The sequence below is a fragment of the Kribbella sp. NPDC050470 genome (genome assembly GCF_044458365.1).
Lineage (GTDB): Bacteria > Actinomycetota > Actinomycetes > Propionibacteriales > Kribbellaceae > Kribbella.
The window spans coordinates 552,729-576,014 of the sequence record NZ_JBITHV010000004.1 but is presented as its reverse complement, the minus strand read 5'-3'; the positions used below and the strand labels follow the sequence as shown (position 1 = coordinate 576,014).

Below are 23,286 nucleotides of genomic sequence, written 5' to 3'. Positions count from 1 at the left end.
AGCTGTTTTTACAGCAGCGGTTTGAGCGCCGTGAGGGCCTGATGTACGTCGGCCGTCGTCGTGTAGATGTGGAACGACGCCCGCAACTTCCCGCCCCGGACGGCCGCCCGGATCCCGGCCGCCTCGAACGCCTCCTGGGCGCCCGCGAGGTTGGTGCTGACGATGGCGGAGTCGGACGGCGGCAGGCCGAGCCCGGCGCGGAACTCGTTGGCCAGCTCGAGGTTGTGGCGGTGGATCGTCTCGACCCCGATCTGCTCGATCAGCTCGAGCGCGGGCGCGGCGCCGACGAAGCTGAACCACGCAGGCGACTGGTCGAACTTCCGCGCGCCCGGAGCGAGATCCATCTCGGCTCCGTAGTACGAGCTGTGCACGGTCCGGCCGGCGTACCACCCGGCGGCCGACGGGCGGCAGCGCTCCTGCAGTCGCGGCGAGAGGTAACCGAGCGTGGCGCCGCGAGGCGACATCAGCCACTTGTAGGTGTGCGCGACGAGGGCGTCGATGCCGTCCACGGTCAGCGGCAGCCAGCCGAGCGCCTGGCTCGCGTCGATCACCAGCAGCGCGCCAACTTCCTTGCTAGCGGCAACAACCGCAGGCAGGTCGAGTACGGCGCCGGTCGACGACTGGACCGCGCTCACCGCGACCAGGTCGATCCCCGGCCGGATCGCCGCCACCAGTTCGTCACCCGGTACGGCGATCACCTCGACGCCGCGGTCCTCGTGCACCTTCCACGGGAAGACGTTCGAGGTGAATTCGACGTCGTCGGTCAGCACCTTCGCGCCGTCCGGCAACGCGGCCGCGATCGGCGCCACCGCGGCGGAGACCGTGCTGCCCACGAACGCGTCGGCCGGATCGGCCCCGACCAGGCGGGCGAACGACTCCCGGGAGCGGGTCGTCGACTCGTCCCACGGCTCCCAACTCGTCGCGCCGACCCGCCAGTCGCCCAGCGCGGCCTGCAGCGCCTCCCACGCCGCCCGCGGCGGCAACCCGTACGACGCCGTGTTCAGCCACCCGGGCTCCGCATCCCACAACCCCTCGAAATCCACTCACCCACCCTACGCAAGCCCCACCTTGAGAACCCACCAACCACATTGCGGCGCCCGAAACGGTCGGTGGCTTCTCAAGGTGAGGCTTGACCTAGAGGGCGCTCTAGCTCTTAGCGTGGCGGGACGATTTGGAGTTAGGAGTTATTGGATGCGTTATCGCGTGTTGGGTGGGACTGGGATCGAGGTCAGTGCGCACTGCCTCGGGACGATGATGTTCGGTGCGGTCGGCAACCCGGACCACGCCGAATGTGTCCGGATCATCCACGCCGCCCTCGACCAGGGCATCAACTTCGTCGACACCGCCGACATGTACTCGCGCGGTGAGTCCGAGCAGATCGTCGGCAAGGCGCTGAAGGGCCGCCGCGACGACGCTGTGCTGGCGACCAAGGTGCACTTCCCGCTCGAGGACGGGTCGCGGAACCGGAGCGGGAACTCGCGGCGGTGGATCGTCCAGGAGGTGGAGAACAGCCTGCGGCGGCTCGACACGGATTGGATCGACCTGTACCAGATCCACCGGCCGGACTACAGCACGGATATCGAGGAGACGCTGTGGGTGCTGACCGACCTGGTCAGCCAGGGGAAGATCCGCGCGTTCGGGTGCTCGACGTTCCCGGCCGAGGACATCGTGAACGCCTACCACGTCGCGGAACGGCGCGGGTACGGGAAGTTCCGGACCGAGCAACCGCCGTACTCGCTGATCGCGCGCGGCATCGAGCGGTCGCTGCTGCCGACCGCGAAGCGGCTGGGGATGGGCGTGCTCACGTGGAGCCCGCTGGCGTCCGGCTTCCTGTCCGGCAAGGTGCGTAAGGATCAGCCGGTCGACCTGACCACCGGGCGTGCTGCGTTGACGCCGTTCCGCTTCGACCCGTCGATCCCGGGCAACGCGGCGAAGTTCGACGCGGTCGAGCAGCTGATCGAGGTTGCCGAGGGCATCGGTTGCACGCTGCCCGAGCTGGCGCTGACGTTCGTCACCACGCATCCCGCGGTGACGTCGGTGATCAGCGGCCCGCGCACGATGGAGCATCTGGACGGTCTGCTGAAGAGCGCCGACCTCACACTGGACGACGCCACGCTGGACCGGATCGACGAGATCGTGCCGCCGGGCACGGACCTCTACCAGCCGGACGGTGCGTGGCGACCGCCGTCACTCACTGACGTGACGTGGCGTCGGCGGCCGCCGGCGGACCGCTGAGCTACCTGCCTGCTTGTAGTGCCGACCAAGTGACCGGACCGACCACGCCGTCGACTACCAGCCCTCTGCTGGTCTGGTAGTCGCGGGCGGCGCTCTCGGTGAGCGGTCCGAACTGGCCGTCGATGGCGACTGTGCGCGCCAGAGCGGCTGTCAACAAGCGTTGCAGGCGGCGGACCGCCGTACCTGCGGAGCCGTTGCGGAGGGTTTGCGTCGTACTGGCTTTTCAAACGTTGAACATCGGGCACAGGGGCGGCAGAACCGCTGAAGGAATGTGAGGACGATGGGACTGCCACAGTCCATCCGCAACGCTGCGGAACCCTGGACGACAAAGGAACTGCGCAAACTGAAAGAGCTGGCCGCCGACAACCTTCCACCCTCGGTGATCAGCCTCCGCCTCGGCCGACCGGAGTCGGCCATCCTGAGCAAGGCCCTCCAGGCCGGTATCAAGCTCACCCCGCTGTACCGCCCGCCGTACGGCTGCTAGCGCCGCAAAGGCACCATCGCCACCGCACCCGCGGCGGCGCAACACAGCGCGGATACCGCGAGAATCACCGCCGGCGACACATGATCGACCGCAACGGCACCCACCGCGGCACCCAGCGGGAAGGCGATCGACAGCAACGCACGCTGCGTGCCGAACATCGCGCCGTGACTCGCCGGATCGGCCCAACGCTGCAAGGCCGTCGCCTCGATCGCCGAGTACGGCCCCCACACCGCGCCTGACACCAGGAAGATCGCCGCCGCTGCAGGCAGGCTGTCGGTGAGGACGATCGGCAGCGTGACGAGGCCCCACACGAGCGCCCTGCAGGCATTCACCAGGCCCGGCCGCCGATCAGCCAGCCACGGCGCGAACGGCAACGTCGCCAGCGCGGCCGCACCGAAGAGCACCCACAGCAGCGTGTAACCACCAACCCCGCTGTCCAACTGCTCGCGGGTGAAGTACGGCAACACGGAGTCGAAGGGACCGTAGGTGAAGTAGTACGCCACCGACAACCCGATCAGCCCGATCACCCGCCCCGACGCCCAACCACTCCGAGCCTCAGTACGACGAGGCAGCCCAGCACGACGAGGCAGCCATACGGCGATCGCCGCAACGCCAACCAGCATCGCCAACGGCACGAGGAACGCCCGTCCCGGTCCCAGGGCATTCGCCCGCGGGCCGGCCGCGGTCAGGCTGAGCTCCAGGACCCGGCCGCTCCGGGCGCGATCGACGTACCCGAGTCGCTCCAGTCGGTCGATCAGGGTCAGCGCCGCGAGATCACGCAGCGCGATCCCGGGTGGCGCGGTGGACGAAACATTCACGCGAGCCTGAGCGTGTCGGCCGCGTGCATTACGGTGTGGGGAAACCTGGGACCGGGTGACAAGGGGGTGACGCCGTGGCGGTGACGATGCGGGACGTGGCGCGGCATGCCGGGGTGTCGCCGAAGACGGTCTCGAACGTGATGAACGGGTACCCGTACATCCGCGAGGAGACCCGGACCAAGGTGCTCGCCTCGATCGATGCCCTCGGCTACCAGATGAACATCTCCGCCCGGAACCTCAAGTCCGGCCGGACCGGCATCATCGCGCTCGCCGTCCCCGAGCTCAGCAACCCGTACTTCGCCGAGCTGGCTGACGCGGCGATCGCGGCCGCCGGTGAGCACGGCCTGACCGTGATGATCGAGACCACCGGCGCCAGCCGCGAGCGTGAGCTGACCGCGCTCGCCCGCCCGCGCGGCCACCTGGTCGACGGCCTGCTCTACAGCCCGCTCGGCCTCGGCCCCGAAGACGTCGAGCAGCTCCGCACCCGGACGCCGATGGTGCTGCTCGGCGAGCGGATCTTCCACGGACCGGTCGACCACGTGATGATCGACAACGTCGACGGCACCAAGGCCGTCGTACGGCACCTGCTCGACCAGGGCCGCCGCCGGATCGCAGTCATCGGCATCCGTCCCCGCGAGGGGATGGGCACCGCAGCCATCCGGTACGGCGCCTACGCCGAGACCCTCGCCGAGTACGGCGTGTCCGCGCCGGAGCAGCTGGCCGTGTCCGGCGGGAAGTGGCACCGCTCCAGTGGAGCGGACGCGATGGAGGAGCTGCTTGCGACCGGGCAGAAGTTCGACGCTGTCTTCGCCCTCAACGACACATTGGCCCTCGGCGCGGTCCGGGCGCTGACTGCGCACGGCATCCGGATTCCGGAGGACGTCGCGGTCGCGGGCTTCGACAACATCGACGAGGCCAGCTACAGCAGCCCGACCCTGACGACGGTCGACCCGAACCGCGTGCACATCGCCCGCAAGGCGGTCGAGCTGCTGGTGCAGCGGATGGCCGGCGACGCCTCCGAGCAACAGGAGATCGTGGCGCCGTACGAATTGCACGTGCGCGAGTCCACGGCCGGCTGACCGGTCACGCAAAGCCACCGTCCCTGAGGGGTTGACCACCCGCGGACCACCCGGGCATCATCTCTACACCGATGTAGTACACCGATGTAAATCCGTGCTCCACCACCGCCAGGAGGACACGAAGATGCTCGAAACCCCACCCCTCTCACGCCGGGCAGTCCTGGGCGGACTGGCCGGCGTTCTCGCGCTCAGCGGCTGCGGCACGCTCGGCGCCAGACCGAAGGTCCGCGAGTGGAACCTGTTCGGCGGCGGCGACGGCGCCCGCCTGCTGCAGATCCACCAGCAGTACGTCGCCGAGCACCCCGACGTCCGGTTCGAGGCGCACACCCTGGCCTGGGGCCCGCCGTTCTACACCAAGCTGGCGATGTCCGCGGCCGGTGGCCGGGCGCCCGAGGTCGCCACCCTGCACCTGTCCCGGCTCAAGGGGTTCAGCCCGAGCACCATGCTCGACCCGATCCCGGTCGACCTGCTGAACGCCGCCGGGATCCGCGAGGAGGACTTCCTGCCCGCGACCTGGAGCCGCTGCGTCGTCGACGGGCAGCTGTACGCCGTACCGCTGGACCAGCACCCGTTCGTCCTCTACTACAACACCGACATCTGCAAGAAGGCCGGACTGCTCGGGCCGGACGGAAAGATCAAGCCGGTCAAGGGCGTGGACGAGTTCGTGGACATGATCCGGGCGGCCAAGGAGACCACCGGCAAGTACGGCGCCTCGATCGAGACCACGAACCCGTGGCGGATGTGGTGGACGCTGTACGGCCAGCTCGAGGGCGAGTTCTTCACCGAGGACGGCACTGAGCTGGTCCTCGACGACGCCAAGGCGCTCGAGGCCCTGGAGCTGATGGCGAAACTAGCCGCCGACGGGCTCGTCCCGCGATCGGCCAACTACCCGGCCCTGGTGGCCCAGTTCACCAGTGGCGACGTCGGCCTGAGCTTCAACGGGGAGTGGGAGGTGACGACGTACCAGACCGCGAAGATGCCATTCAGCATGGCGCCGTTCCCGGTCGTGTACGACGTCCCGGCGTACGCCGGTGATGCGCACACGTTCGTGCTGCCGCACCAGTCGAACCGGAGCGCGGACGACACCAAAGCGACGGTCGAGTACATCGCGTGGATGCTCAAGCACAGCGCGGACTGGGCGGCCGGCGGCCACATCCCGGCGTACCAGCCGGTGGCGGAGAGCCAGGACTACCTGAAGCTCAAGCCGCAGGCGGAGTACCGCAGCGTCGCGCCGCACGTGCTGTTCGACCCGGACGCGTGGTTCAGCGGCTCCGGTGCGCAACTGCAGAACGAGGCCGGGGCCGCCTTCAGCGGGGTCTTCTCCGGCCAGGCGACGCCCAAGGCGGCACTCGCACAGTTCAAGGCGGCGACTCAGACGCTGCTCGACACCCCGTCCCCGGTCTGACAGGAGGTCACCCCCATGGCCGTGCAGACACCACCTCGAGTCACCACCCCTGGCACACCGTCGACGACGGCGAAACCGGAGACCGGGCAGCCGTGGAAGGAACGCTGGGCGGGGCTGTTCTTCGTCGCGCCGTTCCTGCTGCTGTTCGCCGCCTTCCTGATCTGGCCGACGATCTCCGGACTGTGGAACAGCTTCTTCAACACCAGCCTGGCCGGCGTCCAGCAGGAGTTCCTCGGCCTGCAGAACTGGCGGGAGATGTTCGGCGACCCGGCCGTCTGGGCGTCGCTGAAGAACACGCTCGTCTTCACCGCGATGAGCACGCCGCCCCTGGTGGTCATCGCGCTCGTGATGGCCCTGCTCGCCAACCGCAAAGGCTTGCTCGGCTGGCTGCTGCGGTTCTCGTACTTCGCTCCGTTCGTATTGCCCGCGACCGTCGTGACGCTGATCTGGGTCTGGATCTACCAGCCCGGGTTCGGCCTGGTGAACGGCCTGCTGACAGCCGGCGGGTTCGCCGAGATCGACTGGCTGAACACCGAGAACCGGGCCATGCTGGCCGTCGTGATCACGACCGTCTGGTGGACGGTCGGCTTCAACTTCCTGCTCTACCTCGCCGCCCTGCAAGGGATTCCGGCCCAGGTCTACGAGGCCGCCGACATCGACGGCGCGAACGGCCGGCAGAAGCTGTTCCGGATCACGCTGCCGCTGCTCAGCCGGACCACCGGGCTGATCGTCGTCCTGCAACTGGTCGCGTCGCTGAAGATCTTCGACCAGATCTACCTGATGACCAACGGCGGGCCGAACTACGCGACCCGGCCGATCATCCAGTACATCTACCAGAACGGCTTCACCAACTACCGGATCGGCTACGCGTCGGCGATCTCGTACATGTTCTTCGCGATCATCGTGGTCGTCGCGATCGCGCAGTTCAAGCTGTTCTCCGGCCGGAAGGAGGCCGGCGCATGAGGACGACCTGGACCTTCCCGAAGGTGGCGACCATCGTCGGCGCGGTGCTGCTCGCGATCGTCTGGCTGGTGCCGCTGCTGTGGGCGCTGGACACGTCGCTCAAGCCGGAGCCGGAGACCACACGCTCACCGATCACCTGGCTGCCGCAGGACCCGACGGTGGACGCCTACCGCAGCGTCGTCGACCAGGGCGACCTACTCCGCTGGTTCATGAACAGCAGCGTCGTAGCGGTCCTGGTGACCGCACTGACCCTGCTCGTCTCAGTGCTGGCGGCGTACGGGTTCTCGCGGACCAGCTTCCCCGGCCGGCGGGTGCTGTTCGGCCTGATCATCGCGGGCATCCTGGTCCCGCCGCAGGTGCTGATCGTGCCGCTGTTCCAGGAGATGACCGGCCTCGGCCTGGTCGACACCTACTGGGGCATCGTGCTGCCGCAGGTGGTCGCGCCGGTGATGGTGTTCGTGCTGAAGAAGTTCTTCGACGGCATCTCCCGCGACTACGAGGACGCCGCCCGGGTGGACGGCGCGACCCGGTGGCGGATCGTCTGGAGCGTGATGGTGCCGATGTCACGGCCGATTCTCGTTGCTGTCGGCATCTTCACCTTCATCGGCGCCTGGAACAACTTCCTCTGGCCGTTCATCGTGACCACCGACCCGTCGATGATGACGATCCCGGTCGGTCTCGCCAACGTGCAGGGCTCGTACGGCCTGCGCTACGCCCAGATCATGGCCTCGGCCGTGCTGGGCGGACTCCCGTTGCTCGTCGTCTTCGCCCTGTTCCAGCGCCACGTGGTACGCGGGGTCGGCGACGCCGGCATCAAGGGATAGATCACCATCCATCACGACAGGAGCAACCTGGTGCCCGCTGCCAACATCACCCTCGACCCAGCCTTCACGATCGCGCCGGTGAACCGCCGTACCTTCGGCACGTTCGTCGAGCACATGGGCCGTTGTGTCTACACCGGTATCTACGAGCCGGGTCACGCCACCGCCGACGAGGACGGCTTCCGCAAGGACGTCCTCGAGCTGACCCGGGAGCTCGGGGTGTCGGTGGTCCGCTACCCCGGCGGCAACTTCGTCTCCGGCTACCGCTGGGAGGACGGCGTCGGCCCGCGGGAGGGCCGTCCGCGCCGGCTCGAGCTGGCCTGGCACAGCGTCGAGACGAACGAGTTCGGCCTCGACGAGTTCATCCGCTGGTGCGCCAAGGCCGGCGTCGAGCCGATGATGGCGATCAACCTCGGGACCCGCGGGGTGCAGGAGGCGCTCGACCTGCAGGAGTACGCGAACCACCCGGGCGGCACGGCGTTGTCGGACCTGCGTGAGCAGCACGGCGCGTCGCCGTACGGGATCAAGTTGTGGTGCCTGGGCAATGAGATGGACGGGCCCTGGCAGATCGGGCACAAGACGGCCGAGGAGTACGGCCGGGTCGCGGCCGAGACGGCGCGGGCGATGCGGATGGTCGAACCCGACCTGCAGCTGGTCGCGTGCGGCTCGTCCTCGTCCGCGATGCCGACCTTCGGCAGCTGGGAGCAGACGGTGCTGCGGGAGACCTACGACTTCGTCGAGTACATCTCCTGCCACGCGTACTACGGGAACGACGACGGCGACACCGCGTCGTTCCTCGGCTCGGCGGTCAACATGGACCGCTTCATCGACGCGGTCACCGCGACCGCGGACGCCGTCGGCGCGGAGCTGAAGAGCAAGAAGACGATCGACATCTCCTTCGACGAGTGGAACGTCTGGTACGGCGAGCGCTCCCGCCGGACCGACGGTCCCGGCGACCAGTGGGAGGTCGCGCCGCGGCGGATCGAGGACGAGTACAACGTCACCGACGCCGTCGTGGTCGGCAACCTGCTGATCTCGCTGCTGCGGCACAGCGACCGGGTCGGCGTCGCCTGCCTGGCCCAGCTGGCGAACGTGATCGCGCCGATCATGACCGAGCGCGGCGGCCCGGCCTGGCGGCAGCCGACGTTCCACCCGTTCGCGATCACCTCCCGGCTCGCGGCCGGTCAGGTACTGCGGCTGGAGACGGACTCGCCGACGATCAGCACGGCGAAGTACGGCGACATCGCGGCGGTCGACGCGGTGGCGACGTACGACGAGGGCAAGCTGGCGGTGTTCCTGGTCAACCGGTCCTCCGAGGGCCCGATCGAGGTGACCGTCGACGTCAGCCGCGCCGGTGTCGGCACGGTGGCGGAGGCCCTGATCATGCACGACGACGACCTGCTCGCGACGAATTCCGCCGAGCACCCGGACCGCGTCACTCCGCAGCCTGCCGACGTGAAGCTGGCGGACGGCAAGCTCACCGTCACCCTGCCCGCGGTGAGTTGGACCGCAGTCAGCCTGGCCGGCTGAACTGCGTGACGGTGACCCCCGGCGCAATCTCGACCCGCACAGTCTCGTGGTAGCCGCGGGACTTGTAGAGATTGACCGCCGGGGTGTTCGCCGTACCGGTCGAGACGATGCTGACCGGTCGCGGCTCGAGCTGGTCGAGGTGGTCCAGCAGCGCACGCCCGTGCCCGCGGCGGGCGTGCGCCGGGTCGACGATCAGGCGGGTGATGTCGACCGTGTCCTGGTCGGGGAACTCGTAAGCGACCGCGCCGACCAGGACGTCACCGTCGTACCGGCCGAGCCAGTGCTCGGTGGACGACATCAGGCCGTCCAGGTCCTCCTGGAGCGGCGGGATGCCGTCGAATCCGATCAGCTCGGCCTCGACGGCGTACGCGGCGTGCTGGATCGCGAGGACGCGTTCGGCCAGCGCGCGGTCGCCGAGATCGAGAGGTCTGATCACGCGCGCCAGGCTATCGTCAGGCCGTCTTCCAGTAGCCGAGCGCTTTGACCCGGTGCTTCGGCACGGCGAGATCCTTCAGCACGTACGACGTGAGCGTCCGCGTGGTGACCGTGTCGCAGGCGATCCAGACGAACGCGTCGGCCGGGTTGTCGCCGATGAACTTCGGCAGCTCCGCCTTCACGCCCTCGACCAGGTCCTGCCGCGGAACGGTCCGCAGGTCGTGGTGATCCTCGATCCGGAACGGCAGCTCGCGGTCCACGTCGTGCGTCGTCTCGAACCAGATCGTGGCCGGCAGCTTCGGCGCGACCGCGAGCAGCGAGTTGATCGCCGGCAACGACGCCGGGTCACCGATCACCAGCATCCGCTCCGGCAGCGGGTCCGGCACCTCGAATCCGGTCCCCTGCACGGTCGCCTCGATCGTGTCCCCCGGCTCGGCCTTGCGCGACCAGTCGCTCGCGCACCCGTCGTGCAGCGCGAACTCCAGGCTGAACGTGCCCTGCACCGGGTCCGGGTCGACCAGGGTGTACGCGCGCTGGTGCGGCTTGCCGGCGTTGTCGAACCACAGCCGCACCCACATGGTCGGGTGGACGCCGATCGCCTCGAGCAGCCCACCGTCGGTGAAGTGCACCCGGCGATAGCGCTCCGTGACCTGTTCGGCGCCGGTCACGCTGAAGGTGAAGTCCTTCCCGCGGAACAGCTTGAGTACGACGCCTTCCCAGCCATGCCTCACTGCTTCCTCCACGCGAGAATGGCCGTTGCGGCCGGATGTACCTGACTTGTAAATTAGCGCAGCCTAACCTAACTGAAGCGAGGACTGTAGTGAACGCGAGGGTCTACCGGGACGCGTACGGCGTACCGCAGCTGCAAGCGGGAGACCCGCTGGCGCTCGTCTACCTGCAGGGCCTCAACGCCGCAGAGGAACGCGCCTGGCAACTGGAGCTCGAACGGCGGCGTTTCCTCGGGACGAGCGCCGCCTTCCTCGGCCCGGAGGCCGCCCCGTGGGACGTGTTCGCCCGGCAGGCCCGGCTCGCCGACACCGCGCAGCGCTGCTTCGAGGCGCTCGACGACGAGACGCGCGAGTGGATCACGGCGTACACCGAGGGCGTCAACCACGCGCTGCCGGTCGGGGCGAAGCGCGCGCCCGAGTTCGCGCAGACCGGCCTGACGCCGCAGGGGTGGGAGCCGTGGGCGCCGCTCGGGATCTGGCTGGCCGTCCACATCCTGTTCGCCGGGTTCCCGACCAAGCTGTGGCGGACGCACGTCGCGCAGCACCTCGGCGACGAGAACATCGAGCTGTTCTCGTCGGAGGGTCCGCGGACCGCGGGCAGCAACGGCTGGCTGATTCCGGGTTCGCTGACCGCCTCGGGCCAGGCGATCATCGCGGGTGACCCGCATCGCTTCATCGAGAGCCCGGGCATCTACCAGCAACTCCGGCTGACCTGCCCGGAGTACGACGTCCTTGGTCTCGCCGTCCCCGGGGTCCCGGGGATCGCGCACTTCGGTCACACCGGCAAGGTCGCCTGGGCGATCACCAACGCGATGTCGGACTACCAGGACCTGTACGACGAGCAACTGCGGCGGACCGGGGCGACGGTCGAGGCGCTCGGCCCGGACGGGTGGAAGCCGGCCGCGGTGCACACCGAGGTGGTCGAGGTGGCCGGCGCGGATTCGATCGAGATCGAGGTGATCGAGACCGAGCGCGGACCGGTGATCATCGACACCCCGACGCGGACCGTCAGTCTGCGGTACCCGCCGCGGGTCACCGGACGCCTCGGCTTCGAGGTGCTGCCGAAGTTGCTTCGGGCAACGAACGCCGCCGACCTGGACGCCGCGCTGGAGGATTGGGTCGAGCCGGTCAACGTGGTCCTGGCGGCCGATCAGACCGGCGGTCTGTTGCATCGGACTGCTGGCCTGGTGCCCACCCGCGATCACTCGAACCGGCTGCGCGTGGTCCCCGCGTGGGAGGCCGGGAGCCAGTGGCAGGGCTGGCACAGCCCGATGCCGCGGGCAACCGTCGACGGGCCGGCGGTGATGGCGAACGCGCGTGAACTCGCCGCGCCGCTGGGCGTCGAGTTCGCCGCACCGCACCGATCCCGGCGGATCGCGGAGCTGCTGTCCGCACAGACTGCGTGGTCGGTGGACGAGATGCCGTCCGTGCACACCGACACTTATCTCGGCTCCGCGGCCGACCTGCTGGACATCCTGGCTGAGCTGGAAGATCTCTCGTCGGAAGCCGTTGCCTTGCGCACCGAGTTGCTCGAGTGGGACCGTCGGATGGACGCCGCGAGCACCACGGCGTCGTCGTACGCCGCGGTCCGCAAGGCCCTCGTCTCCCGGTTGGCGGACCACTTCGCCGTACTCGAGGGAGCGGACGGGCCGGAGGTCTTCGCCCCGTGGATGGACCCGCTCACGCATGTCTCGTACGCGCTGGAGAACCTCCTTGCCGCGGAGCTTCCCTTCGTCAACGTCAGCTGGCTGGCGCGGGAGGCGCTCGAGGAGGTGGCTGCGCGGAAGCCCCGGCCGCCGTGGGGTGAGACCCACCAGGTGGCGCCGCTGCACATGCTGCGTGGTCCGGTGTTCGCGCCGGACGAGGAGCCGTTCGACCTGGGCCTGTCCGGCGACCACCACTGCGTGATGTCGACGTCGAGCCTGCCCGGCCTGACCGACGTGTGCATCCGTGCCTCGGCGGCCCGGTACGCCTGGGATCTCGCGGATCGCTCGGCCAGTGGGTGGATCGTGCCGATGGGCGCGTCCGGCGTACTCGGGGATCCGCACCACCACGACCAGTTGCCGCACTGGCTTCGTGGCGAACTGGCACCGGTCCAGGGTGAACTCACTCGGGTCGAGAAGGGTTTCGCGCAGGACGTCGAAGGGTTCGGTTCGGTGCGGATCGTCGAGGCCGATCCGGACCGCGACCTCGATCTGATCCACGGCTGGGTGACGGCCGAGCGGGCGACGTACTGGGGTATGGGGCACCTGTCGCGGGACGAGATCGAGGGGATCTACCGCTTCCTCGACTCGGTGCCGACGCACCACGTGTACCTCGTGCATCTCGACGGTGCGCCGATCGCCTTGTTGCAGACCTACGACCCACAGGCCGATCCGGTCGGGGCGTCGTACGACGTCCAGGCCGGCGACATCGGCCTGCACTTCCTGATCGCGCCCGGCGACCCGCGCCCGAACTTCACCGGCAACCTGCTGAAGGTCCTCGGCCTGTTCTTCTTCGCCCACCTCGGCCACCCGCGCGTGGTCGTCGACCCGGACGTCCGCAACGACCGCGCCATCGACCGCTTCCTCCGCACCGGCTTCACCACTGGCCCCGAGGTCAAGATCACCCACCCCGACGGCACCACCAAGACCGCCCAACTAGCCTTCCTCACCCGCGACCGCTTCCTCGGCGCCTAGATAAGTCCCCAGCACCACCTCCAACCGCCCCCGCCGAAACCGCCCCGGCTCGGCGTCGTACACCCGCCGCCCTTCGACAGTCCAACATGCCTCCTCGGGTACGACGTCCGAACCATCCGGAATGAACTTCACCACCTCCCCAACCGCCGCCAGTACGTCGGCCTGGGCAACAGCCCGGAGAACCCCAGCCTGTTCGCTGTGGGCCTGCCCGGCGTCGGCGCAGCGGCCATGCTCGACCCGGGCAGCTACGAGCTGTGGCAGTGGGGTTCGCTGGCACCGTCGCTCTGGCACTGCTGCGAGGTCCGGGCGTCGGTGAGGAGCCAGCTCGACGAACAGGTTGGCGCGGCCGACGTGATGGCCGAGGTACTCGGGGATCTGCGGTTTCTGATCGCTCACGGTTGTGCCTACCTGGACGTTGTCGGGTGACAAGATGGCCTTGATGGCTGAGATTCCGTTGGACGCGTTGGTGCCGCATGGGAACGGGCCGGTTGCTTCCGTTTACTTGGTGACGGGTGGGCGTACGGCGGTTTTGAAGGTCTACCCGCAGCCGTTGGATCGGCGGACGTACAACGCGGTCGAGATCGAGCAGGCGAAGTTGGCGGGGTTGCGGTCGGCGGCGTCGATCGTGCGGGTGGAGGCGCTGGACGAACTGCCGGACAGGCGGACCGGGTTGCGGATGGAGTTCTGCCCGCAGTCGTTGCCGGACCTGGTGGCGAACGGGCCGTTGCCGATCGGGGACGTGGTCGTGCTCGGGCAGATCCTGAGCTCGGTGCTGGCCGAGGCGCATGACACCGGGCTGGTGCATGGCGGCGTGACGCCGGCGAACGTGCTCGAGCGGCCGAGCGGGCAGCCGGCGCTCGCCGACTTCGGCGTGGCGCTGCGGTTGCGGTTTCCGCGGGATCTGATGGCCGACGCCGCGTTCACGGCGCCCGAGGTACTGCGGGACGGCGAGCTGTCGGAGCAGGCCGACGTCTACGGGCTGGGCGCCGTACTGTATCTGGCGTTGACCGGGCAGTCGCCGTTCCCGGCGCAGACGGGTGAGTCGGCGGACGGCGTCGTACTGCGGGTGTTGCGCGAGCCGCCGCCGGAGGTGTCCGGGCGGGATGTGCCGCCGGAGTTGTCCGGGCTGCTGCAGCGGATGATGGCGAAGGACCCGGACGCGCGGCCGGAGGCGGTGACTGTACTGCGCGAGTTCGAGCAGCTGCTGACCGCCGAACCGGTCGAGGACGACCTTGACTTCGACGACTTCAGCGACGAGCTGGCGGCCGGCCGAAACGTGCCGGTGGCAACGGCTCCGCTGAAACCCGTTGTGCAGAAGGCGAAGAAGAAGACCAAGCAGCCGAAGCCGCGCAAGGGATTGCTCATCGGCGCAGCCGCCGCGATTGCTCTGATCGCGGTCGTCCCGGTGATGATCCAGCCCGGTGATGACGACCAGACAGCGCCTCCGGCCCCGGTCGTGACGCCGCCCACGAGGACGGCAGCGACGCCCCCAGCGCCGACCGCGATCACTCTGAAGCCGCCGCAGGACAACGGCACCTCGGTCGTCCTGGCCTGGTCGTCCCCGAAAGCCCTCGACCGGTACGTCGTCTTCGTCGCCGAGCAGGGGGCGAAGGAGCCGCGATCGGGCTACAACGGTTCCGGTACGACGGCCACCGTGCAGATCAGCCCCGGTCTCAAGTACTGCTTCCAGGTTCAGGGCACGGACGGCGTCGGCACGTACACGAGCCAGGCCCGGAGCATCCGCGGCGCCACCTGTGTCGGCGGGCGGTAGACGGAAACTGGACCGGTCCTGGACCCTGCTCGCCTAGGCTGGTCGGGTGAAGCCGATGTCCCTCCGCCCCAGGCGGCTCACCACGAGCCCGTCGGAACAGTCCGAGCGCAAGGCTCGCGCCGGGTTGGCAGCGGTCGTCGCCGGTTGCATCGCCCTGACGAGTGTCGTCGTCCTGACCGGCGCGGGCAGCGCGACGTCCGGAGTCGGGTTCACCCAGTCCGGGCACTGGGTCTACAACAGTGCGATCGGCCGGATCTTCCACCTGGACGGCGCGACCAAGGACGTCGACGCCGAGGTGAAGCTCGACACGGCCGGTCCCGGTGCGCAGGTGGTGCAGACCGACAAGAACGGGTACGTGCTGTCCGGGTCCCGGATCGATCAGTTCGGCAAGTCCGACCTGACCGTCGCGGAGCCGATCGAGGCGCCGGTCGACGAGCAGCCGGTCGGGCTGGAGGCCGCCGGCGCCGCGTTCGCTGTCTACCCGAAGGCCGGGCACGTCATGCGCCTCGGCGAGAAGCAGGCGGCCGCGTTCCCCGGCGGCCCGCTCGGCGATCCGGTGGTGACGCCGGACGGCACGCTGTGGGTGTTCCGCGCGAGCCAGGGGGATGTCTGTCAGTTGCCGCTCAGCGCGGACCGGATGTCCTGCCCGGCCTCGGTGCCGAAGGGCCACAAGGGTGGGCTGACCGTGCTCGATGACGAGGTCGCCTTCGTCGACCTCACCGCCCAGAAGGTGTACCGGTTGAGCAACGACGGCATCGACGAGCGGCTGGATCTCAGCGGCATCGAAGTACCGGACGATGCGCTTGTCGCCGGCAACGACGTCGGCGGCCGGCTGGCGATCGTCGACCCGGGCAAGAGCGTCGTCCACCTGGTCGAGATTGCCAAGGGCAAGCAACCGGCGGCGACGAGCGCACCGATCCGGCGCGGGAAGTACGACAAGGTCGCGTCCTCGGGCGACGGGCTCGCCCTGCTCGACCGGAAGCGCGCCGACCTGGTGACCCTCGACCGCAACGGCCGGGAGGTCTCGCACCAGCAGGTGCCGAGCCGTGCGGTCGCCGGCGAACGCAAGCGGGAGCCGAGCCTCTTCCGCGGCGACGATTCCCGCGTGTACGTCGAGAGCGGCAAGGGCGACCGCGTGGTCGTGGTCGACCGCGACGGACAGACCGAGTCGGTGACGGTCGGCGGCGAACGGCCCGGGCCGGTCCCGACGACCCCAACCCCGACCACCACGCCCAGCAAGACGACCGAGACCCCCAAGGTTCCGGTCAGGAAGACGCCGCCGACCCGCAAGACCCCGCCCAGCAAGACGACCGAGCCCGAGAAGACCACCCCGACCAACCAGGCGACGGCTAGGGCGGGCCTGCCCGGTGCGCCCTCCGCAGTCCGGGTGCGGGCGGTCAGCGGTGCCGCGACGGTGACCTGGCAGGCGGCGGCTCCACATGGCGCGACCATCTCGTCGTACCGGCTGAGCTGGACCGGTGGCTCGATGACGGTGCCGGGGTCGGCCCGGTCGGCGCGGATCACGGACCTGGCCGGGAACACCGGCTACACCATCAGCGTTCGCGCGGTGAACCGCGTCGGCGCCGGTCCCGCGGTCCGGTCGAATCGCGTCCAGTTCAATTGGGGCGTCGCGGAGTCGCCGGGCGGCCTCGCAGTCCGCGGCACCCCCAGCGGCGGGTCACTCGTCCTCGGCTGGAACCGGCCCCAGTTGGGCGAGGGCACCTTCGTCCGGTACGACGTCTCGATGGGCTCGCAGACCCGTACGACGACCGCCGCGCAGCTCACCTGGACCGGGCTGACCGCCGCGACGCGGTACACGTTCACGGTGCGGGCGATCACCCGCTCACCCGACGGCCGGACGCTGACCGGCGAAGCGGCCACCGTGACCGCCACGACGCAGCGCAAGGAGAGCGTGATCGCCTCGCGCGGCGCCGGCGCGGACTACGGGAACTGCGAGCCGCCGGAGTGCGCGTTCATCCTGATCCGGATGTCTGGTCTGCGCCCCGACACCAGGTACGAGATCCACCCGTGGACGACCGAGTGGGGCAACTTCAACCCGGGTGCGACGCTGACCACCGACGAGAAGGGCGGCATGGTCGTCGACGACCGCTTCCCCTGCAACGCGGTCGGCCAGACGGTCTGGGTGACGGTGAAGGCGCCGGACGGGACCACCTACACGTCCAACAAGTTCGTCTGGACGTCGAGTTAGTCCTTGACGGCGAGCACGGCGGCGATCAGGCGTTGCCAGTCGGTGATGTCGTCGGCGGGCTGCGGGTTGCGCCACTCGACGGCCGGGACCAGGCCCGGCTCGAGCACGGTGAAGCCGTCGCCGAACAGCGCGAGGATCTGCTCGTCGGTCCGCCAGCGGCCGCGGCCGAGCGACCCCTGCAGCACCTGCTCGAGCTCCTGGCTGCGCGGGTCGTTCTCACTGCGGAAGTGGCTGATGAACACGTAGCTGCCGGAGACGATCCGGTCGCTCCAGAACTTGACCAGGCCGGCCGGGTCCTCGTCGTCGTTCACGTGGTGCAGGGTCGCGCTGAACACGATCGCGACCGGCTTGGTGAAGTCGATCAGCCGCTGGGTGTCCGGGTGGTCGAAGATCGCCTTCGGCGTCCGCAGGTCGGACTGGATCACGGTGGTGTTCTCGTTCTCGGCCAGCAGCGCGCGGCCGTGGGCGAGCACGATCGGGTCGTTGTCGACGTACACGACCGTGGAGCTCGGGTCGTATCGCTGGGCCACCTGGTGCACGTTGTCCGCGGTCGGCAGCCCGCTGCCGAGGTCGACGAACTGGTGGATCCGGTTGCCCGAGACCAGTTCGCGGATGGCCCGGATCAGCGCCGCGCGGTTGTCCAGCGCGATCTGCTGCGAGCCGGGCAGGTCGTTGATGAACTTGTCCCCGAAGGCGCGGTCGACGGCGAAGTTGTCCTTGCCGCCGAGCAGGTAGTCGTACGTGCGCGCGATGCTCGGCCTGTTCATGTCGAATCCGGGGTACGGCGGCTTCTCTGCCTCGGCCATTCGCGACGGTCCTTCCGATCCGGTGCTGGCGCTCATCACTGTAGGCGATACCGGCACTACGCCGTCGGGGACCCCGGCCTGTCAGCCCCGGCGGCGGTCAGCACGTCGGCCGGGAGCAGCGACCGCAGTTCGTCGGTGGTCGGCATCCGCCCGAGCGTGCTTGCCGTACAACCGCGCGACCGTGGTCTTCCCGGTGCCCGGTGCGCCAGCGAAGATCAGGTGGTGGCTGACCGCGCCGACCGACAGTCCGGCGGTACGGCGCCACTCGTTGACCTGGATTTCGTCCACGAGCGCATGCACTTCGGCCTTCACGCCGGGCAGACCGACCATCGCGTCGAGATCGGCGAGCAACTCGTCGACGGGTCCGCCACCGCCGGCGGCGACGGCATGACTCTCCTCGACCACCTCGACCGTGGCCCCGGCGGCCAGCGCCAACGCGGGCTCCGCCGTGTTCGAGAACCGGCTGCCCTCGATCGTCCCGCCGCAACCCGGCGCGACGGTGATCGCGGAGCCGCGGGTGTCGTGCACGGTCACTCGCCGGATCACCGGTGTGCTGCCGTGGGCGACGCCGATGCCCTCGGCGCCGGTGTGGGCGATCTCGAGGTCGGTGAGCTCCGGCCGGCTGTACTGGTAGATGTAGACGCCGCGGCCGCCGCAGCCGGACACCGTGCCGCCGCGGATGACCGGATCGGCGCCCAGGGCAACGACGATGCCGTCGCCGGAGATGTCCCGGACGGTCGACCGAGACGGCGATGCTCTCCACAGCCCGTACGTCGAGACCGCGCAACGTCAGCGCGCCGTCGACGGCCCGGATGGTCGGCCAGTCGGCGCCGGAACCGTCGAGGATCACCGTCGCCCCGTCCTCGGCCCGGAGGGTGACCGAACGGCCGGTCAGCTCGAGCGTCTCGGCGTACGTCCCGTCAGCGATCGCGATCGCGGCCCCGTCCGGCGCCTCGAGAAGGGCAGAGCCGATGGTCGGATACGCGGCGGGACGGTCCGGGGCGACGGTGAGCACCCGCATCAGCTGGCTCGTTCTAGGAGCCAGCCGCGGTCGGCGGCCTTTACACCGGCTTGGAAGCGGCTGCGGGCGCCGAGCCTGTTCATGATCTGCGCGACCATCCGCCGGACCGTCCGGACCGAGATGCCGAGCTGGGCCGCGGCGACCTCGTCGGTCGCGCCGAGGGCGAGCAGCCGCAGCATCTCCTGCTCGCGCAGGGACAGGTCGGTGTCGTCCGGCAGGTCGTCGCCTGCCAGCGGTACGGCGTCCGGCCAGATCCGCTCGAACAGCTCGACGGCCGTGGTGACGACACTGGTCAGCCGGAGTACGGCGACGCTGCCGTTCGCCGTGTCCGCGGGCAGCACAGCGATCGAGCCGTCGATCACCAGTGCGTTCATCGGGATGTACGGCATCGTCCGCACCGCGACCCCGGCCAGAGACATCGCCCCCAGGTGCCGGCACGCGGTCGGCGCCGTCCGGGCGGTGTCGGGGTAGATCGCCCGGTACCGCAGGCCGGGCCGCACGTCGCGCGGCCCGAAGGCAGGCCCGGCCGGGGTGAGGTTGCTCATCGCAATCACCTCGTCCTCGGCGGCAGCCAGCAGCTCGGCGATACCGCCGTGGGCAGAGATCTGGTGGAAGGCAGCGGGCAGCATCGTGACAGTCATGTGAGAGGGACCCCCAGAGGTAGCGTGGCGGCGACGCCGTCGGCGTGCCGGCCGTCGAGGCGCTCGGGCTCGGCCCCGAAGGACCGGGCCAGGTTGCTCAGTACGGAGAAGGCCGTGTCGAGGGTGGCCGGGTGTGAGGCGGCCAGCCGCAGTACGGCGTCGTGGCGAGTGGGCAGGTGGTGATCGGCGGATGCCGTCACCGTGATCGCGATGGTCTGGGCGGCGCCGGTGCCGGTGCCGAGCAGGACTGCGGCCAGCGCCTGCATGTTTGTGGCAGGCAACGAAGCGGACCCGGCCAGCCGGACGCACAGCTGCCGGACCGGCCCGCAGGACCAGGTCGACCAGCAGGACGCCGACCCAGCGGTACAGCCAGAGTCCACGGATGCGGATCGAGGTCAGCGCCACCAGCGAGACTGCTGCTGCCGAGGTCAGAATGAGCGCCGTCCGCGAACCGGCCGTCGCCGCGCCGACCGCGACCACCGCGGACTGCCAGCAGACGATCTGACCGACCCGGATCGACCGGTCCGGCCGCTCGACGGTGTCGGTCGCCGGCGCGGGCGCGGGCGGTTGCTCCACCAGCGTGAGTCGCTGCGCCTGCGCCGGCTGGGCGATCGGTGCCGCCGGCAACTTAGGCGGCCAGGGCCGGGCGACCGGGACACCCACCGACGTCTCCTGCGGGACCGCTCTGGTCACCCCGACCTGGACGGCCTCGCGCTGTGGGGCGGCGGCTGCCGCGGCGTGCGGCTTCATGCGACCAGCTCGGCCTTCGACTCGGTGGCGAGCAGCAGCCGGTGCGCGTGGTCGCGGACCACCGGCAGCAGGACGAACCGTCCAGGCGCCGGCTCGGCGACCAGGTTGAGATCCATCAGCAGGTCGACCATCGACTCGACCTCGTCCTGCCCGACGCCGGCGAGCCGGGCGGCCCGGCGCAGGTCGAACTGCGGTGTCGTCGCGATCCGCCGGTAGAACCGCTGCACCGGCCGCGGGAGCGCCTCGTACGCGGTGTCGAACGTCGCCAGCACCTCGGCCAGCGCACGGCACCGGGCCGCGGGGTCGTCGAGCCGGGCCGCCATCCGGGCGACCGTCCACGGCTGCCGGTTGCGCATCCGCTCGACCAGATGCCGGATCGCGCCGGGATGCCCCTCGCACCAGCGCAGGATCTGCTCGATGTCGGTGAGCCGCTCGGCCTCGTCGACGGCGAGGACGTCGAGGGTGACGGCGCGGGTGCGGTCGAGGCCGGTCAGGCGGTGCCGGCTGATCACGAGGACCAGTGCATCCGGGTCGTTCGGCAGAAGTCGTCGTACCTGGTCGGTGTGCTCGACGTTGTCCAGGATCAGCAGGCCGGTTGCTGAAGGCAACGAGGTGTCCGTGCGCAGGTCCAGGTAACGCTGGGTCTCGAAGCCGGAGGCGGCTGCGACCTCAAGGGCGAAGGCGGTCTTGCCGATCCCCGGCATCCCGTCGATCGTCACCACGCCGGTCGCACCCTGCAGAGAACGCAGCTCCGCGGTGCGGCCGACGAAGCCGGGGACCCGCGGCGGCAGGTTCGAGCTCACCGGCGGCGCGATCAGCCGCGGCGCCTCCTCGCTCAGGATCTGCTGGTGCAGCGCGGTGAGCTCGGCACCCGGCTCGATCCCGAGATCACGCCCAAGCGCGGTCCGGGCCCGTTGGTACGCAGCCAGCGCGTCGTGCCGACGACCGGTCTTCCGGTACGCCGTCATCAGCCGAGCCCACGCAAGCTCGCGCAGCGGCTCCTCCTCGGTGAGAGCCCGCAGTACGGCGATGGCCTCGGCAGGACATCCGAGCGCGAGCTGCGCGTCGGCCAGGTCCTCGCGCAGGCTGCGCTGGAGCTCGGCGAGGCGGTCGACGGCCGACGTGGCGTCGACGGTCAGGCCGTCGTACGGGCAACCGCGCCACAGGCCGAGCGCGCGCTCGACAATCGCGGCGGCCTCGGCAGCGGCACCGCGGACGAGCAACTCGCGGACCTCGTCGCGGAAGCCGGCGGCGATGTCGGCGTCCAGCTCGCCCGGCAGCACCCGGACCCGGTACGCGCCGGGACGGCTCTCGATGCGCTCGTCCGGCAGCGCCCGGCGGAGCTGCCAGACGTAGGTCTTCAGGTTGTTCTGCGCCGACGCGGGGATGTCCCGGCCGGCCCATACGGCGTCGACCAGCTGCTCGGTGCTGACCCAAGCGTTGCGGTGCAGCAGCAGCAATGTCAGCACGGTGGCGGGCTTGCCGCCGCAGACGTCGAGCGGGTGTCCGTCCGGGCCGTCGACCTCGAGCGGGCCCAGCACGCGGAAGGACAACCGGGCCGGTGCGTGCGCTGAGTGACCGTTCATGACACATACGATCCGTGCCGACGATGACATTTCGATGACACACGAGGGTGCCGGTGCGCGTACTGGTGGTAGAGGACGACGAGGACCTGCAGGTGGCGGTGCCGGCCGCGCTGCGGTCGGCGGCGCTCGCGGTGGACGTCGCGGGCACCATCGCGGCCGCGGACGAGGCGCTGTGGGTCAACTCCTACGACTGCGTGGTGTTCGACCGGATGCCGGCTCGTCGTCGGGTTCCGGGCACCCGCCGAGCCCGAGGCCGACGGGCTCTACACGATCCGCGACAGCGACGCGTACGCCTGGCCGGAGGTCGCGGTCGAGGGGGTCGGCTGGTGGCCGCTCGACCCGGTCGACCAGGCCAAGACCGGGAAGGCCTCGATCGCCGGCTCCACCGCCGAGATCACCGAGCAGGCCCGGGCCGCGGTCCCGCCGGTCGAGCAGATCGAGGACCCGGAGGTGCCGCCCTCGACCGACGACGGCGGCTCCGACCGGAGCTGGAGCGGCGTCCGGATCCCGCTGCTGTGGATCTTCCTCGGCTCGGCGGCGTTGCTGCTGCTGTGGCTGGCCGGCGTACCGCTGCTGAAGTCGGTGCGGGCGCTCCGACGGCGGCGCCGTACCGGCAGCGCGTCGGTGGTCGGGGCATGGGCCGAAGCCCGCGACCGGCTGCGGGCGCACGGCGTGCCGGTGACCGCCGGTATGACGGTCCGCGACCTGGCACATGCCGCCCGAGAGCTCCCGGACACCGAGCCCGGACTCACCCACGTCGCCCGAGCGGTGGACCATGCCCTCTGGTCCGGCGGTCCAAGCGGCCCGGATCTCAGCGACCAGGCCTGGACCGGCGTGCGTGACCTCCGCAAGGCGCTCCGATCCCGTCCCTGGACCGACCGACTCCAGGCATCCCTCGAGCTACGGACGCTGTTCAGCCGGTAAGGCATGCCGCAGCGGCCGTCGGGTTCCGGCTCGACGGCCGCTGTGGTGACTGTTCGGCGGACTACGGTGACCTGGTCTGGCGGGCCCTGCCACCGGTTCGTCAGCCGAGAACGGTCTTCTTCTCGTCCCTGCCGACGTGCTCACGTCCGGCCGGAAGGCGTTCGTGAGTCTGGGTGTGGTCGGCTGTTCGTGGCGCCGGGCAGACCGGCCCGCGGTGGATCGGCCCACCGCCCAGCCGCCGGCTCTTCCACTGCTTCTCTTCGTAGTCGTAGTAAGTGTCGACGCCTCCGACTGTCATATATGTCCTCCCGTCAACCCCTGCTCCCCTGCTGGCGGATTCAACACTCCGCTACGAGTGGCCTAGGACACAAGCAATTCCGGAAATCCCCATCGACAAACGGA

23 protein-coding genes and 1 pseudogene are annotated in these 23,286 nt (G+C 69.8%); 13 read left to right on the top strand and 11 right to left on the bottom strand.

The window, feature by feature from the left end; all coding sequences use genetic code 11:
• Nucleotides 1-8: 8 nt before the first annotated feature.
• A complete protein-coding gene (locus tag ACIBGM_RS14740) occupies nucleotides 9-1,043 on the bottom strand; it encodes an aminotransferase class V-fold PLP-dependent enzyme (protein WP_396385742.1) in 1,035 nt (344 codons plus the stop codon).
• 148 nt (nucleotides 1,044-1,191) lie between these two features.
• Here ACIBGM_RS14740 and ACIBGM_RS14735 point away from each other — a divergent pair, with 148 nt between their 5' ends.
• Nucleotides 1,192-2,235, top strand: a complete 1,044-nt coding sequence (locus ACIBGM_RS14735) for an aldo/keto reductase (RefSeq protein WP_360518358.1) — start codon at nucleotides 1,192-1,194, stop codon at nucleotides 2,233-2,235.
• A 1-nt stretch (nucleotide 2,236) separates the two neighbouring features.
• Here ACIBGM_RS14735 and ACIBGM_RS14730 read toward each other — a convergent pair.
• A pseudogene (locus tag ACIBGM_RS14730) lies at nucleotides 2,237-2,407 on the bottom strand (peptidoglycan-binding protein); the annotation flags it as partial.
• 108 nt (nucleotides 2,408-2,515) lie between these two features.
• Between ACIBGM_RS14730 and ACIBGM_RS14725 the strand changes: the two are divergent.
• Entirely contained in the window at nucleotides 2,516-2,719 is a 204-nt protein-coding gene (locus ACIBGM_RS14725) for a hypothetical protein (RefSeq protein ID WP_360518355.1), read from the top strand.
• Here ACIBGM_RS14725 and ACIBGM_RS14720 read toward each other — a convergent pair.
• Entirely contained in the window at nucleotides 2,716-3,537 is an 822-nt protein-coding gene (locus tag ACIBGM_RS14720; RefSeq protein ID WP_396385741.1) for a hypothetical protein, read from the bottom strand. The two genes, ACIBGM_RS14725 and ACIBGM_RS14720, sit on opposite strands and share 4 nt — an antisense overlap.
• Before the next feature lie 74 nt (nucleotides 3,538-3,611).
• Between ACIBGM_RS14720 and ACIBGM_RS14715 the strand changes: the two genes are divergently transcribed.
• The 5 genes from ACIBGM_RS14715 to ACIBGM_RS14695 all read left to right on the top strand — a co-directional run bounded on the left by ACIBGM_RS14715 (nucleotide 3,612) and on the right by ACIBGM_RS14695 (nucleotide 9,335).
• Nucleotides 3,612-4,616: a LacI family DNA-binding transcriptional regulator gene (locus ACIBGM_RS14715; protein WP_396385740.1), complete on the top strand. Its 1,005-nt coding sequence runs from the start codon at nucleotides 3,612-3,614 to the stop codon at nucleotides 4,614-4,616.
• 124 nt (nucleotides 4,617-4,740) lie between these two features.
• The gene (locus ACIBGM_RS14710) at nucleotides 4,741-6,021 is read left to right on the top strand and encodes an extracellular solute-binding protein (protein ID WP_360518346.1); all 1,281 of its coding nucleotides are present in this window, start codon (nucleotides 4,741-4,743) and stop codon (nucleotides 6,019-6,021) included.
• 15 nt (nucleotides 6,022-6,036) lie between these two features.
• Nucleotides 6,037-6,984 (top strand): sugar ABC transporter permease, encoded by a 948-nt coding sequence (locus ACIBGM_RS14705; RefSeq protein WP_360518343.1) that lies wholly within the window; start codon nucleotides 6,037-6,039, stop codon nucleotides 6,982-6,984.
• Complete coding sequence (locus ACIBGM_RS14700; protein ID WP_396385739.1) at nucleotides 6,981-7,808, top strand: carbohydrate ABC transporter permease; 828 nt, start codon at nucleotides 6,981-6,983, stop codon at nucleotides 7,806-7,808. The genes ACIBGM_RS14705 and ACIBGM_RS14700 overlap by 4 nt, the downstream gene beginning before the upstream one ends.
• A gap of 30 nt (nucleotides 7,809-7,838) precedes the next feature.
• The gene (locus ACIBGM_RS14695; RefSeq protein WP_396385738.1) at nucleotides 7,839-9,335 is read left to right on the top strand and encodes an alpha-N-arabinofuranosidase; all 1,497 of its coding nucleotides are present in this window, start codon (nucleotides 7,839-7,841) and stop codon (nucleotides 9,333-9,335) included.
• On the opposite strand, the gene ACIBGM_RS14690 is transcribed toward ACIBGM_RS14695, so the two are convergent.
• Both ACIBGM_RS14690 and ACIBGM_RS14685 read right to left on the bottom strand, forming a co-directional pair.
• Nucleotides 9,319-9,771, bottom strand: coding sequence for a GNAT family N-acetyltransferase (locus ACIBGM_RS14690; protein WP_396385736.1), 453 nt, complete (start codon nucleotides 9,769-9,771; stop codon nucleotides 9,319-9,321). The two genes, ACIBGM_RS14695 and ACIBGM_RS14690, sit on opposite strands and share 17 nt — an antisense overlap.
• Nucleotides 9,772-9,787: 16 nt before the next feature.
• Complete coding sequence (locus ACIBGM_RS14685; RefSeq protein ID WP_360518331.1) at nucleotides 9,788-10,501, bottom strand: siderophore-interacting protein; 714 nt, start codon at nucleotides 10,499-10,501, stop codon at nucleotides 9,788-9,790.
• Between the two features lie 89 nt (nucleotides 10,502-10,590).
• Between ACIBGM_RS14685 and ACIBGM_RS14680 the strand changes: the two genes are divergently transcribed.
• The 4 genes from ACIBGM_RS14680 (at nucleotide 10,591) to ACIBGM_RS14665 (ending at nucleotide 17,156) form a co-directional block, all read left to right on the top strand.
• Nucleotides 10,591-13,176 carry a GNAT family N-acetyltransferase gene (locus tag ACIBGM_RS14680; RefSeq protein WP_396385735.1) on the top strand — a complete coding sequence of 862 codons (2,586 nt, stop codon included), beginning with the start codon at nucleotides 10,591-10,593 and terminating at the stop codon, nucleotides 13,174-13,176.
• 198 nt (nucleotides 13,177-13,374) lie between these two features.
• Entirely contained in the window at nucleotides 13,375-13,602 is a 228-nt protein-coding gene (locus ACIBGM_RS14675; protein WP_396385734.1) for a hypothetical protein, read from the top strand.
• 13 nt (nucleotides 13,603-13,615) lie between these two features.
• A complete protein-coding gene (locus ACIBGM_RS14670) occupies nucleotides 13,616-14,947 on the top strand; it encodes a protein kinase (protein WP_396385733.1) in 1,332 nt (443 codons plus the stop codon).
• A 55-nt stretch (nucleotides 14,948-15,002) separates the two neighbouring features.
• The gene (locus tag ACIBGM_RS14665; RefSeq protein WP_396385840.1) at nucleotides 15,003-17,156 is read left to right on the top strand and encodes a fibronectin type III domain-containing protein; all 2,154 of its coding nucleotides are present in this window, start codon (nucleotides 15,003-15,005) and stop codon (nucleotides 17,154-17,156) included.
• Here the strand turns inward: ACIBGM_RS14665 and ACIBGM_RS14660 are convergent.
• From ACIBGM_RS14660 to ACIBGM_RS14645, 4 genes are all read right to left on the bottom strand, one after another.
• The gene (locus tag ACIBGM_RS14660; RefSeq protein WP_360518313.1) at nucleotides 17,153-17,962 is read right to left on the bottom strand and encodes an SAM-dependent methyltransferase; all 810 of its coding nucleotides are present in this window, start codon (nucleotides 17,960-17,962) and stop codon (nucleotides 17,153-17,155) included. The two genes, ACIBGM_RS14665 and ACIBGM_RS14660, sit on opposite strands and share 4 nt — an antisense overlap.
• An 81-nt stretch (nucleotides 17,963-18,043) precedes the next feature.
• On the bottom strand, nucleotides 18,044-18,661 hold the full coding sequence (locus ACIBGM_RS14655; RefSeq protein ID WP_396385839.1) for a right-handed parallel beta-helix repeat-containing protein: 618 nt from the start codon (nucleotides 18,659-18,661) through the stop codon (nucleotides 18,044-18,046).
• 321 nt (nucleotides 18,662-18,982) lie between these two features.
• On the bottom strand, nucleotides 18,983-19,624 hold the full coding sequence (locus ACIBGM_RS14650; RefSeq protein ID WP_360518310.1) for a helix-turn-helix transcriptional regulator: 642 nt from the start codon (nucleotides 19,622-19,624) through the stop codon (nucleotides 18,983-18,985).
• Nucleotides 19,621-19,905, bottom strand: coding sequence for a hypothetical protein (locus ACIBGM_RS14645; RefSeq protein ID WP_396385732.1), 285 nt, complete (start codon nucleotides 19,903-19,905; stop codon nucleotides 19,621-19,623). The genes ACIBGM_RS14650 and ACIBGM_RS14645 overlap by 4 nt, the downstream gene beginning before the upstream one ends.
• Nucleotides 19,906-20,006: 101 nt before the next feature.
• Here ACIBGM_RS14645 and ACIBGM_RS14640 point away from each other — a divergent pair, with 101 nt between their 5' ends.
• Nucleotides 20,007-20,129 carry a hypothetical protein gene (locus ACIBGM_RS14640; protein WP_396385730.1) on the top strand — a complete coding sequence of 41 codons (123 nt, stop codon included), beginning with the start codon at nucleotides 20,007-20,009 and terminating at the stop codon, nucleotides 20,127-20,129.
• A 241-nt stretch (nucleotides 20,130-20,370) separates the two neighbouring features.
• Here ACIBGM_RS14640 and ACIBGM_RS14635 read toward each other — a convergent pair whose 3' ends face one another.
• Complete coding sequence (locus ACIBGM_RS14635) at nucleotides 20,371-21,960, bottom strand: BTAD domain-containing putative transcriptional regulator (protein ID WP_396385729.1); 1,590 nt, start codon at nucleotides 21,958-21,960, stop codon at nucleotides 20,371-20,373.
• 450 nt (nucleotides 21,961-22,410) lie between these two features.
• Between ACIBGM_RS14635 and ACIBGM_RS14630 the strand changes: the two genes are divergently transcribed.
• Nucleotides 22,411-22,884: a DUF4129 domain-containing protein gene (locus ACIBGM_RS14630; protein WP_396385728.1), complete on the top strand. Its 474-nt coding sequence runs from the start codon at nucleotides 22,411-22,413 to the stop codon at nucleotides 22,882-22,884.
• Nucleotides 22,885-22,984: 100 nt separating this feature from the next.
• Here the strand turns inward: ACIBGM_RS14630 and ACIBGM_RS14625 are convergent, their stop codons facing one another.
• Entirely contained in the window at nucleotides 22,985-23,182 is a 198-nt protein-coding gene (locus ACIBGM_RS14625; RefSeq protein WP_360518298.1) for a hypothetical protein, read from the bottom strand.
• Nucleotides 23,183-23,286: the final 104 nt, after the last annotated feature.